Raw genomic sequence first — 13,020 nt, forward strand, 5'->3', positions numbered from 1 at the left:
CTCCAAAGTATTAGTTTATCTGCTTATCCGGGTCAACACAGCCCGGATCAACAACCTCGGTTACGATTCCCCCTCCCAGGCATACATCATCTTTATACAGTACGGCGCTCTGGCCGGGCGTCACCGCCCGCTGCGGCGTGAGGGAATGCAGCAGCAGCTTTCCGCCCTTCAGGGTCGCCTCCACCGGCTGGTCCGGCTGGCGGTAGCGGTAGCGGGCGGTGCAGGTCATGGTTTCGCCTTCCTTCACGGGGGCTTCCCCAACCCAGGTCACGTCTTCCGCAATGCTGCGGGTGCTGTAGAGCATGGGATGATCCTCCCCCTGAGCCACCAGCAGACGGTTCTTTTCCAGGTCCTTGCCGATGACAAACCAGCTGCGGCCGTCTCCCCGGCCGCCGATGCCCAGGCCTCTGCGCTGGCCGAGGGTGTAGTACATCAGCCCGTCATGCCTGCCCACCACCTCGCCCTCCGGCGAAACCATATCGCCCGGCTGGGCAGGCAGGTATTCCGAAAGGAACTTCTTGAAATTGCGTTCACCGATAAAGCACACACCGGTGGAATCCTTCTTTTTGCTGACCGGCAGGCCCCGTTCCTCCGCGATCTTCCGCACCTGTTCCTTGGTCATGCCGCCCACGGGAAAGACAGCCTTCTTCAGCTGTTCCGCGTGCACCATATACAGGAAATAGCTCTGGTCCTTGTTCGGGTCCGTTCCCTTCAGCAGCTGTCCCGCATCATTCGTGCGGACAAAGTGTCCGGTCGCCATGCGGGTCGCTCCCAGCGTCATGGCAAAATCCAGGAACGCCCGGAACTTGATCTCCCGGTTGCACAGGACGTCCGGATTCGGAGTCCGTCCGGCGCGGTATTCTTTCAGGAAATAGGAAAAGACCCGGTCCCAGTACTCTTTGGCAAAGTTCACGCTGTAGTACGGAATACCGATCAGGTCGCACACATCCCGAACGTCCCGCCAGTCTTCCTCCGCGGTGCAGGTGCCGTTTTCGTCCTCTTCCTCCCAGTTTTTCATAAAGACGCCCACGACATCATAGCCCTGCTCCTTCAGAAGCAGGGCCGCAACGGAGGAATCCACGCCTCCGCTCATACCAACCACAATACGCTCGCTCATTTGTCCTCCGATTCCATCAGACGGGCCAGCACTTTTTCCTGTATCTCCGCGGCAATCTCCTCACGGGTCTTCGCCGCGTCCACCACCACAAAACGTTCCGGATTCCGGGCGATCAGCTCATGATAGCCGTTTTCCACCCGGGCATGGAAGCTTTCCGCCTCCATCTCCAAGCGATCCGGTTCGCTTGCCGCGCAGCGGCGCCGCAGCGATTCACGGTGGTCTATATCCAGATAAACCGTCAGGTCCGGCAGGGTGCCGTCCACCGCCGGCGCGTTAATCTCCAGTACCTTATCGATTCCCAGATTCCGTCCGCCGCCCTGGTAGGCCACAGAGGAATCCAGGAACCGGTCGCAAAGGACAACCTTGCCTTCCTTCACAGCCGGAAGGATCTTCTCCCGCACATGCTGTGCCCGGGACGCCGCGTACAGGAGCGCCTCCGTCACATCGGTCATGCCGGTATTCTCCCGGTCCAGCAGGATCTCCCGGATCTTTTCCCCGATGGGCGTGCCTCCGGGTTCCCGGGTATGCACCACTTCAAAGCCCCAGCGGTCCAGGGCATCGGAAAGCCGTTCAATCTGGGTTCCCTTGCCGCTGCCATCCAGCCCTTCCACAGACAGGAAGGCTCCGCGTCCCCGTTCAGCGTCCGGACAGAGGATATCCAGGATCTCCACCGGCGTATGGGCAATCTTTTCCGCGCCCGTATCCAGCAGTTCCTGTTCACTGCCATAGCCGTAGGTCACGCCCAGTGTATGGATCCCGGCAGCTTTGCCGCCTTCCATATCAAAGCAGCGGTCGCCGACCATCCAGGCCTCGCCGCAGTTTTCCGGCAGGGCGTCCCGGATCAGGTGCACCTTTTCCGCCCGGGCATCCGTGGCACAGACCACGGTCGAAAGGAAACGGTCAAAGCCGAAATGTTCCAGGATCTTCCCGGTGGGATAGGCAGGTTTGCCGGTCACCACACCCAGCTTTGCCCCCTGCTTCCAGAGGGTCCGGAGCATGGTGCGGACACCCGGATACACCCGGTTCTCGTACATTCCGACGGTGGTATAGCGTTCCCGGTAGATCCGCTGCGCCTCCTCCGCCTGTTCCCGGGTCATACCCAGGAAGGTCTGGAAGGAATACAGAAGCGGCGGCCCGATAAACTTGCGCAGGGTCGCGGCGTCCGGTTCCGGAAGGCCCATCTCCTTCACCGCGTGTTTCGCGCAATTCCAGATGCCTTCTTCGGACCGGGTCAGCGTTCCGTCCAGATCGAACAGGATCCAGGTGTCTTTCAATTCACAATTCATCATTCACAATTTATCATTCTGTAGGTCTGCAGATTACAATGAATCAATTATCCTTCTACCCGGATAACATTCTCCACTTTGCAGATTTCGGGATTCAGCGCCTTCACCACGCGCTGCACAGCCTTTTCAGGCGCCATGTGCGTGATGATGATCAGGGTCGCTTTTCCGTCCGGACCGGCGTCCTTCTGCGTCATGGCGGAAACGGAAATCTCTTCCTTGGCCAGCAGACCCGCCACTTCCGCCAGCACGCCGGGGGCATCCTTGGCCTTCATGCGGATAAAGTACTTGCTGTACCAGTCATCCGCCACAGGCAGCGGATCCTTCCGCATCACGGGCATGGGATGCACCGCGTTCTGTGCCGCCTGGACAATGTCGCCGACAATCGCGCTGGCGGTCGGAGCATCTCCGGCGCCGCGGCCTTCCAGCATCATGTCCTTAAAGGAATGGCCATAGAGATAAACCGCGTTCAGGGAACCGTCCACACGGGCCAGCGGATGATCCGCCGGCAGGAAAGCCGGATGCACACGGGCTTCAATGGAATCGCCATTGTCCTTGCCGATGGCCAGGAGCTTCAGCACATAGCCCATTTCCCGTCCGAAAGCGATGTCTTCGGAATTAACCTTGGTAATACCCTCGCGGTACACGTCTTCCACAAGCACCCGGCTGTGGAATGCCAGGGAGCCCAGGATGCTCAGCTTGTAGGCCGCGTCAAAGCCTTCCACGTCCGCCGTGGGATTGGGTTCCGCAAGACCCAGGCGCTGGGCGTCCTTCAGTACCGCTTCATATTCGGCGCCTTCCGCCGCCATCCGGGTGAGGATGTAGTTGGTCGTGCCGTTGACAATACCCATGATCTGCTCAATATGATTGGCGATCAGAGGGGTCTGGATCGCGTTGATAATCGGGATCGCGCCGCCGACGCTGGCTTCGTAGTACAGGCCCGCGCCGGTCTTCTTTGCCATCTCCCGCAGTTCGTCAAAATGAAGGGAAAGCGCCATCTTGTTCGCGGTGACAACGGACTTGCCGTTCTCCAGCGCGCGCAGCATCATGGACGCGGCAGGCTGTTCGCCGCCCAGGAATTCGCAGACGATATTGATCTCCGGATCTTCCAGGATATCGTTCTTATCTGTAGTCAGTACCTCATCCGGCACTTCCTTGCCGCCATGGATCTTCTTGTCCAGCACGAGAGCCTTCTTCACACGGAGCTTCACGCCCGTGCGCTTTCCGACTTCACCGCCGAATTCCCGGATCAGATCCCAGACGCCTCCGCCGATGTTTCCCAATCCCAGCAGTCCCAGCACTACCTCTTTCATTGTCCCGTTTCCTCCGCAATCTCATTCTTCGCGGCTCCACACCGTGGCGACCGCTCGTTTCGCCCGGCCTTCTTACCGAAGGCCTTCAGCGTTTCACGCATCCATATGATTCCGTTCATAGATGATCCGCAGGCCCTTCAGGGTCAGCAGGCCGTCGAGCTTGTCGATGACCTTGCTCTCATCGGCGATCATCAGCGCCATGCCGCCTGTGGCAACCACCAGCGCTTCCTCGCCCAGCTCCTGCCGGATCTTACGCACGATGTTGCGTACCAGGCCTACATAACCATAGTACATACCGCTCTGCAGATTGGTCAGGGTGGACCGGCCGATGACGTTGTCCGGCTTGTTCAGCTCGAACCGCGGCAGCTTTGCCGTGCCCGTCACCAGGACCTCACTGCTCAGCTTGATACCGGGGCAGATCGTGCCGCCCAGGAAAGAACCTTCCTGGTCCACCACGCCAAAGGTGGTGGCAGTACCGAAGTCGATGAAGATGCACGGTCCTCCGTATTCCTCATAAGCCGCAACCGCATTGGCAATCCGGTCGCTGCCGAGCTCCCGGGGGTTTTCATATTTGATATTGATACCCGTTTTGACCCCGGGAGCCACAAACAGCGGAGCCTTGCCGATGTAGTTCTGCAGCATGTACTCGATCGTATAGTTAATCGTCGGAACAACGCTGGAAACCACTATGCCTTCCACCACTTCCGGCGAAACGCCCTCATGGGCAAACATGGACATCAGGCGTACACCGTACTCATCCGAAGTGGATGTGATATTGGTGGACATACGCCAGTATTTATACATTTCTTTCCCGTCGAACAGAGCGGTCTTGATATTGGTGTTCCCGATGTCCATGGTCAGAATCATGATGGTTTTCTCCTTTAAAAGTTCACGGTCAGATCATCCGGGCCTTTTTCAGCGCGACTCCCGCAGCGCCGGTCACAACAGCCGCGACAACCATTTCCACCACGGCGTTGATACCCACAGAAGTAATGATATACATCAGGACACCCTTTTCCGCAATGGGGCCGGCCAGTTTCTCCGTGCTGCCGAAGAACAGAACCAGCAGGCTCATAAAGAACAGGGTGTTAAAGAAAGCAGCGGAAAAACCCGTAACCACACCGCGGATATACAGCGGGGCCTTTGTTTTGCACATGGCACGGTAAACCACCGCGGCCAGCACGCCCACCAGCACCCGGGAAACAAAACGCTGTACGAACATCAGGAACGGGCTCACGTTAACCAGTGCCGCGCCCAGTGCGCTGGAGCCGCAGATGCCAAAGCACTGCAGGAAACTGATCAGGCCGAAAGCCCCGCCGATGATCACACCGCCGGGCAAGCCCATCGCCATAACCGCAATCGCCACCGGAATCATGTTGAAGGTGATCGAAAGGCCCATGGGCATGGGAATGTTCACATAAGCCAGAACGATCAAAACCGCTACCAGCATGGCCAGCAGCGTCATCCGCGCGATCTTTGTGCGTCTTGTTGTGTTTGTCATAAGAATACCTCCGTTCGGGTTCGCTCAGGATACCCGTCGTCAAAATGTATTTCCGCGTTTTTCTGCGTCCGGTGCATATGCTCCCGGCGCTCAACATATGCGGATGGATTCATTATACAATTTTTTACCGGATTGTAAAGAAAAGAAGGACTGCCAATACATCAGCAGTCCATACAGGCAGCCAGAATATTCCGGCACTTCCGGGTCACCGGCGCCGTTCCCGTATCCGTAACGTTCTGCGCCAGCAGGAAGGTGATTCCCCGGTCCGGCAGGTTGGCGAAATAAGTGCCCAGCCAGCCGTCCCAGCCATATTCATTCTTTTCGGTAAACAGCACCGCCCGGCCCGGATGGTCGCACACCCGCATCAGGCAGCTGTAATTGTATCCGCTGAGGTTTTCCCACATGTCTTTCTGCTGGTTTTCATTCAGCTGCGGAGCTGTCATAAACCGCACCGCCGCTTCCGAAAGGATCCGCCGGCCCTCCGCCGTTCCGCCGTTCATCAGCATCCGGGCAAAAGCCGCGTAATCATCCAGCGTGGAGACCAGACCGGCGCCGCCGGATTCAAAAGCCGGTTCCACATCATACCGTCCCACAGCCAGGTGGAGACTGTTGAATTCCTCCAGCCCGCCGGGTACGCGCCGGTAACAGGTCACCAGCCGGTCCCGCTTTTCTTCCGGCACCCAGAATGCCGTATCCTTCATGCCCAGTGGTTCAAAGATCTCTTCCCGCAGGAATTCCCCAAAACGTTTTCCGGAGGCCGCCTCGATCACTGCGCCAAGAATATCCGCACTGGTTCCGTAACGCCAGTGAGCCCCGGGATCAAACGCCAGCGGCAGTTCTCCCAGCCTGTTGCAGAACTCCAGGGTGCTCATTCCTCCGCCGGCCAGAATCTGCTCGTGATCTTCCCGGAAAACACGGTCCGCGCACTGTCCTGCCGGATCCAGGTCCGGATAACACAGGCCGGAAGTCATTCCCAGCAGATCGATGATCCACGGTGCGCGAAGTGCGGGACGGATCGTTCCGTCCGCTTCGATCACCCGGGGATTCGCGAACCCGGGCAGGTACTGGTCCACCGGAGCCATCAGGTCAATGACACCTCGGTCCGCCAGGATCATCGCGGCGGCCGCGGTGACCGGCTTGCTCTGGCTGTACAGGCGGAAAATAGAATCCCGCCGCAGCGGTTTGCCGGACGCGGTATCCGCGAAGCCTTCCCGGACATGGCAGAGCTCTTCTCCGTCCTTCAGGATCAGCAGGCTCACACCGGCTGCTTCATGGTTTTCCACCGCCTGCCGCAGGCAGGCGGACAGTTTGTCCTGTAAGCTCATTGTTCTGTACCCCCTGGTTATACCAGAAGCAGGAATCCCTGGGCCAGCGCCACCGCGCAGCAGGCGGCAACAGCCACCGTCAGCAGGCTCCGTCCCCGCCAGGCAAGCAGCACCGCTACCGCGACGCCGAAGATAGCTGTGCGCATATCCCCCGTGGAATAAAACACATCGGGGAATGTCATGGCTCCCAGCACCGCGTAAGGGATATACGCCAGGAAAGACCGGACAAACCGGCTTTTGATCTCCCGGCGGAATACCGTCAGCGGCAGCATGCGGATCAGGTAAGTCACACCGGCCGTAACGGCCAGGTAAGGCAGAAATACACTCCAGTTCATGCGGCATCCTCCTCCGCCGGGTAGCGCCAGGCTCCCAGCGCAGCGGCAAGCACGCCGCAGATAATGATCACAAATCCGGAAGAAACGGTGTTCAGTCCCGGAATGTAGTGGAAACAGAGGCTCAGCGCCACCGCGACCAGCACCACAAAGCGTACCGGACGGCTCTTGCGCGCCGGCGGCAGGATGATGGCCAGGAACATGCCGTAGATCGCGATCCCCAGCGCCGTACGGACAAAGGCCGGAAGCAGCGTTCCCGCCGCCGCTCCGAGGAAAGTTCCCAGGGACCAGCCGATCCAGGGTGTCAGCATCAGGCCGTAAAGATAATACTTGCCGACCTTTCCGGGCTGGGAGGAAGCAACGGCAAAAATTTCATCGGTATTCGCAAAGGAAAAGATCACGCGCTGCAGCGTTCCCATGGATCCATCCAGTTTTCGGCTGAGGGACAGGCTCATCAGCGCGTAGCGCAGGTTAATCGTCAGCTGGGTCAGTGCCATTTCAGCCAGGGAAGCACCGCTCACCATCAGCGGCACCGCCGCGATCTGGCCCGCGCTGGTCACATTGGTCATGGAGATCAGCACGGCCTGCAGCACGGTCAGTCCGTCTCCCACCGCCTTCATGCCAAAGGCAAAGGACACACTCAGGTAGCCAAGGGCGATCGGGATCCCGTGACGGATCCCCTGCCGGAAAACCTTGTTCATTCATCCGCCTCCAGCCTGCGGATGCCATCCTTTGTCACCACCGCGAAGAAATTGGGCACCCGCCCGCAGGGTTCCTGTCCGAACGTGATGGCGGCACGGACGGCAGCTTCCGCCCGGTCCGCGTCCTCCTCGCTTTTGGCATGCAGCACGCACAGCGGCGTATCGGCTTCCACCCGGTCACCGATACGAACCTGCAGCACAAAGCCCACAGAATAATCCAGTTTATCATCCGCCGTCAGCCGTCCGGCACCCATTGCCTGGGCAGCCAGGCCCAGCGCCATGGTATCCATCTTTGTCACCCAGCCGGACACGCCGCAGGTTACAGGACGGATCACCTTCGCCTGGGGCAGGCGGGTCACATCATCACAGACAGACGGGTCGCCACCCTGGGCCGCGATCATCTGCTTCAGCTTTTCCAGACCGGTCCCGGAGTCGATCGCCTGTTTCATCATCGCCTGGCCCGCTTCCGGCGTTTCCGCCTTTCCTGCAAGGTGCAGCATATAGCCTCCCAGGGTCAGGGAAACCTCCAGCAGGTCCCCGCCGGCACGGCCGGCCAGGATATCAATGGCTTCCTTCACTTCCAGGGCATTGCCCACATGGGTTCCCAGCGGCTGGTCCATGCCGCTGACCAGGGCCACGATCGGTTTCCCGGCCAGTTCACCCACCCGCACCATGTTCTGCGCCAGGGCAAGGCTGTCCTCCAGGGTATGCATGATCGCGCCGGAACCAGTCTTCACGTCCAGCACGATGGCATCCGAACCCGCTGCCAGCTTTTTGCTGAGAATGGATGAAACGATCAGGGGCAGGGAATCCACGGTGGAAGTCACATCCCGCAGGCTGTAAAGCGTCTTGTCCGCCGGCGCGAGATGGCCTGTCTGGCCTACCACGGCCACACCGATCTCCTTTACCTGGCGGATAAAATCCTCCACAGGCAGCCCGACACTCAGTCCGGGAATGGATTCCAGTTTGTCCAGGGTGCCGCCGGTATGGCCCAGGCCCCGGCCGCTCATCTTGGCCACAGGGGCTCCGCAGGCCGCCACCAGGGGTGCCAGAACCAGCGTGGTCGTATCTCCCACGCCGCCGGTGGAATGCTTATCCACTTTGATGCCGGGAATGCCGGAAAGATCGGCAATATCTCCGGAATCCCGCATTGCCAGGGTCAGGTCCGTCGTTTCCTGATCCGTCATGCCGTTCAGACGGATCGCCATCAGCAAAGCGGAAAGCTGGTAATCCGGTACAGAATGATCTGCGGCCGCCTGCGCAAAGAAAGTGATCTCCTCTTTTGTCAGCTCCCGGCCGAATTTTTTCTTTTCGATGATTTCCACCATTGTCATGCGAAAATCCCCCTTCGTTTCCGATAGAAAGAACAAGCCGATATCCGTTGCCCGGATATCGGCCTTCATGCCCACTCTCGGGCTGTATATATACTCATAACCATTCCAACGTTCCGATATCAGATGATCGGGTACATTGTCATGTTGAGCAATTCATTCTGAATTCTGAATTCTGAATTGACGAATGCTTATTCGTCCTCGTCTTCCTCCGGCAGGTCCGCGTTGTGATACACGTTCTGCACGTCATCGTTCTCCTCCAGCAGGTCCAGCATCTTCTGGATCTTCTGGATGGTGTCCGGATCGCTGACAGCCACGGTGTTCTGCGGAATCTTGGCCACTTCAGCGGACAGGAAGGTGATTCCCTGCTTTTCCAGGTTCTCACGAACGGTGCTGAATTCACTGGGGGCGGTCACGATCTCGAATACATCGTCATCCACCTTCACGTCTTCGGCGCCGGCATCCAGGGCGATCATCATCATCTCGTCCTCGTCGCTGCCGGGTTCCCGTTCCACCACAAGCACGCCGCGCTCATCAAACATGAAACCCACGGAACCGGTGGTGCCCAGGTTTCCGCCGTACTTGGCGAAGCAGTGACGCACATCGCTGGCAGTACGGTTACGGTTATCGGAAATGCAGTCCACGATCACCGCAACGCCGCCGGGAGCGTAACCTTCGTAGGTGATCTCTTCGTAGACCACGTTGCTCAGTTCACCGCTCGCCTTTTTGATGGAACGCTGAATATTGTCATTCGGCATATTGTTGGCTTTAGCTTTGGCGATAATATCGCGCAGCTTGCCATTGGACTCAGGATTGGCGCCGCCTTCACGAACCGCGATGGCGATCTCGCGGCCGATCTTTGTGAAAATCGCTCCGCGCTGCGCGTCTGCCTTGCCCTTCTTAGCCTGAATATTGTGCCACTTGGAATGCCCGGACATCGTATCCCTCCCAGAAATCGTACCTCATATCGGTCAAAAATACATAGCATTATAGCACCGGTGTTGTTGTTACGTCAAGAAAAACAAGCCTTCCGGGCATGAAAAACAGCCTCCCGCAGTGCGGGAGGCTGTATAAAACTCTTTTTTCCTGACAGGTCAGGCTCAGGCCTGGCCCTTCTCCAGGGCAAGCGTCCGGGTGGTCAGATCGCAGACTTCAGCAGGTCCGAAGTACTGGATCGCGCCGGGGTAGGTGAAGGAAGTCTTCACTGCCCACTCTTCCCTGTGCGCCGCGAAGAACTTGAAGGGAGCTCCGTCCAGCTCAACCAGGGCCTTGCGGATAACGGGCTTGTCCTCGCCGTTTCTTCTTTCCATGTTCATCATCTTGGTGATGGGCATACCGCCGGCAACCCACTCTTCAGCAGGCTTGGAGATATTGGAAACCTTGGACAGGTATCCGGTGTAGCCATACTGGATCAGCATGAAGGCATTGTAGCCGAGGGAGTAGCAGTAGTCCGCGTCGAAATTGGACGGGAAAGCGCATCTTCCTTCGTAACCGAAGAAGTGATGCTGCGCGCCGAACTTGCCCTTGTAGGTGCCGGCAGCCTTTCTCTTCGCCAGCTCGTTCTTCACCATTTCGGAGAACAGCTTTTCGGACTCGATCAGGGAAACCTGCACGTTGCCGTGGGGATCGCGTTCCAGGAACAGCTGCTGCTGCACAAACTGGGGCAGGATCTCGAACACCGCGAAGGATTCGCCGGAGAGGCCCTTCTTAATGAACTCATACTTGGCAGCCCAGTCCGGAAGAGCGTTGAACTCTTCGGTCTTCTTGCCGGCAAGCAGTTCATTGATCTCAGCGATCAGCTTGGAGAACTCGGGAACGAATTCCACGATACCTTCGGGGATGATCGCAACGCCGAAGTTTTCGCCGTTGTTGCCGCGCTTTTCGACGGAATCGGCAATGTAGTTCGCGATAGCGGCCAGGGACATCTTCTTCGCGGCCACTTCCTCACCGATGAGGCAGATGTTGGGCTGGGTTTCCAGGGCGCACTCGAGGGCGACGTGGGAAGCGGAACGGCCCATCACCTTGATGAAATGCCAGTACTTCTTGGCGGAGTTGGCATCACGCTCGATGTTGCCGATCAGTTCGGAATAGGTCTTGGTGGCGGTGTCGAAACCGAAGGAGGCCTCGATGTCCTCATTCTTCAGGTCGCCGTCGATAGTCTTGGGGCAGCCGATGACCTGCACGCCGGTGTTGTGGGCAGCCATGTATTCCGCCAGCACAGCAGCGTTGGTGTTGGAGTCATCGCCGCCGATGATCACGATAGCGGTCAGGCCATGCTTCTTTGCCACTTCAGTAACAATCTTGAACTGTTCTTCAGTCTCAAGCTTGGTACGGCCGGAACCGATGATATCGAAACCGCCGGTGTTCCGGTAGGCGTTGATGTACTCGTCGGTGAACTCGATGCAGTCATCATCGATCAGTCCGGAAGGTCCGCCCTTAAAGCCCAGGAGAACGTTGTTCTTATCGGTGGCCTTGATCGCGTCATACAGGCCGCAGATGACGTTGTGTCCGCCGGGCGCCTGTCCGCCGGAAAGGATAACACCCACAACCTGCTTTTTGGCGGCAGAGGTGTTGCTGCCCTTCACGAAGGTGATCTCTTCCTTACCGTAGGTGTTGGGGAAAAGGGCCTTGATTTTGGCCTGGTCCGCAACGCTTTCCGTAGGCGCTCCGACCTTGACGGAAATCTCAGAGATACCGCCGCGCAGCATTCCCGGAAGCTTGGGGCTGTATTCATATCTTGCTTTCTGAAGTGGTGAGAGATTCATCTTGTGCCTCCTAAAAGATTAATGTTTTTTGTATGATATCCATTGTTATGGATGAACCATCTGTTTTATCCGCGGCGGATGATGCTGTGGCGTTCCGGGCCAACAGAGATCCACCGGATCACGCATCCCACGACATGTTCAATACGGTTGACATAGGCCTTTGCTTCCTCCGGCAGGTCCCACCAGTTGCGGACACCGGAAATGCTGCACTTCCAGCCCTTCATGGTCTCATATACCGGTTCGCATTCATCCAGCGCGGAAGCGAAGGGCATATCCGTGATCACCTTGCCATCCAGCTTGTAGCCAACGCACAGCGGAATCTCATCCAGGTCGCTGAGCATGTCCAGCTTGGTCAGCGCCAGCTCCGTGGCAGCCTGGACCTCGGTTCCGTATTTGCTTGCCACCAGGTCGATCGGCCCGATCCGGACGGTGCGTCCGCCTTCGGGTTCATCCTCGCCGCACATCTTGCGGAACTCGTCACCCTTTTTGCCGGTATACTCACAGACAAAGGGACCGTCCCCCAGGCAGGTCGAATAGGCTTTGATGACACCGATCACCCGGTCGATCTCCACGCCGGGCATGCCCGCCCCGATGGGGGCATAGGACGCCAGGGTGCTGACAGAAGTGGTGTAGGGATAGATCCCGTAATCCAGGTCCCGCAGGGCCCCAAGCTGCGCCTCAAACAGGATGCGCTTGTGGTCGCTCTCCGCCTGTATCAGGTAATCCCTGGTGTTCTTGATATACGGTTTGATCTGCTCGCAGTAGTCGTTCAGCCAGGCGTTCAGTTCCTTTTCGCTGACGGGCTTCGCACCGTATATCTTTTCCAGGGTCAGGTTCTTCCAGGCGCACAGCTCTTTCACATGGCGCTTCAGCCGATCCGGATAGAACAGTTCCCCGGCCAGGATGGTCCGTTTCTGGTTCTTGTCGGAATAGAAAGGCGCGATCCCCTGTTTGGTGGAACCGAACTGCTTTTCCTTCTGGCGGGCTTCCTCCAGCATGTCCACTTCACGATGCCAGGGCAGCAGCAGGGATGCCCGCTCACTGATCATCAGGTTTTCGGGAGTGATCTCGATCCCCTTCTGGTCTTCAATTTCCTTCACCAGCGTTTCAGGATCCAGCGCAACTCCGTTTCCCAGGATGTTGACCACCCCGGGACGGCACACGCCGGAAGGCAGCAGGTGCAGGTCGAATTTGCCGAATTTATTGATGATCTTATGTCCCGCGTTGGCGCCGCCCTGAAATCTGACGACGATGTCGAAGGCTTCCGCCAGCAGGTCAACCATTCTGCCTTTTCCTTCGTCACCCCAGTTGATGCCTACGAGTGCGGTACAAGCCATTGTTTCATCTCCTCC

At 58.1% G+C, this 13,020-nt stretch carries 12 protein-coding genes; all 12 read right to left on the reverse strand.

The features are described from left to right. Positions 1-10 precede the first annotated feature (10 nt). Positions 11-1,117, reverse strand: a complete 1,107-nt coding sequence (gene mnmA / locus JYE50_RS11485) for a tRNA 2-thiouridine(34) synthase MnmA (protein ID WP_084097351.1) — start codon at positions 1,115-1,117, stop codon at positions 11-13. Then, positions 1,114-2,406, reverse strand: coding sequence for a dTMP kinase (gene tmk / locus JYE50_RS11490; RefSeq protein ID WP_304588084.1), 1,293 nt, complete (start codon positions 2,404-2,406; stop codon positions 1,114-1,116). Before tmk ends, mnmA begins: the two co-directional genes overlap by 4 nt. Before the next feature lie 44 nt (positions 2,407-2,450). Then, a complete protein-coding gene (locus JYE50_RS11495; RefSeq protein ID WP_084097353.1) occupies positions 2,451-3,713 on the reverse strand; it encodes a homoserine dehydrogenase in 1,263 nt (420 codons plus the stop codon). A 93-nt stretch (positions 3,714-3,806) separates the two neighbouring features. After that, positions 3,807-4,580 carry a type III pantothenate kinase gene (locus JYE50_RS11500; RefSeq protein WP_304588085.1) on the reverse strand — a complete coding sequence of 258 codons (774 nt, stop codon included), beginning with the start codon at positions 4,578-4,580 and terminating at the stop codon, positions 3,807-3,809. A 28-nt stretch (positions 4,581-4,608) separates the two neighbouring features. Further along, complete coding sequence (locus JYE50_RS11505) at positions 4,609-5,214, reverse strand: ECF transporter S component (protein ID WP_084097357.1); 606 nt, start codon at positions 5,212-5,214, stop codon at positions 4,609-4,611. Positions 5,215-5,375: 161 nt separating this feature from the next. After that, positions 5,376-6,539, reverse strand: coding sequence for a serine hydrolase domain-containing protein (locus tag JYE50_RS11510; RefSeq protein ID WP_084097359.1), 1,164 nt, complete (start codon positions 6,537-6,539; stop codon positions 5,376-5,378). A gap of 17 nt (positions 6,540-6,556) precedes the next feature. Further along, complete coding sequence (locus JYE50_RS11515) at positions 6,557-6,874, reverse strand: AzlD domain-containing protein (RefSeq protein WP_084097360.1); 318 nt, start codon at positions 6,872-6,874, stop codon at positions 6,557-6,559. Beyond that, on the reverse strand, positions 6,871-7,572 hold the full coding sequence (locus JYE50_RS11520; protein ID WP_084097362.1) for an AzlC family ABC transporter permease: 702 nt from the start codon (positions 7,570-7,572) through the stop codon (positions 6,871-6,873). The genes JYE50_RS11515 and JYE50_RS11520 overlap by 4 nt, the downstream gene beginning before the upstream one ends. Continuing rightward, a complete protein-coding gene (locus JYE50_RS11525) occupies positions 7,569-8,906 on the reverse strand; it encodes a thymidine phosphorylase (RefSeq protein WP_084097364.1) in 1,338 nt (445 codons plus the stop codon). The genes JYE50_RS11520 and JYE50_RS11525 overlap by 4 nt, the downstream gene beginning before the upstream one ends. Before the next feature lie 188 nt (positions 8,907-9,094). Continuing rightward, entirely contained in the window at positions 9,095-9,841 is a 747-nt protein-coding gene (locus tag JYE50_RS11530; RefSeq protein WP_084097367.1) for a YebC/PmpR family DNA-binding transcriptional regulator, read from the reverse strand. Between the two features lie 162 nt (positions 9,842-10,003). Then, positions 10,004-11,668, reverse strand: coding sequence for a diphosphate--fructose-6-phosphate 1-phosphotransferase (locus tag JYE50_RS11535; RefSeq protein WP_084097370.1), 1,665 nt, complete (start codon positions 11,666-11,668; stop codon positions 10,004-10,006). A 65-nt stretch (positions 11,669-11,733) separates the two neighbouring features. Continuing rightward, positions 11,734-13,005 (reverse strand): adenylosuccinate synthase, encoded by a 1,272-nt coding sequence (locus JYE50_RS11540; RefSeq protein WP_084097372.1) that lies wholly within the window; start codon positions 13,003-13,005, stop codon positions 11,734-11,736. Positions 13,006-13,020 lie beyond the last annotated feature (15 nt).

The organism is Aristaeella lactis (assembly GCF_018118585.1).
GTDB classification, from domain to species: Bacteria; Bacillota; Clostridia; order Christensenellales; family Aristaeellaceae; genus Aristaeella; species Aristaeella lactis.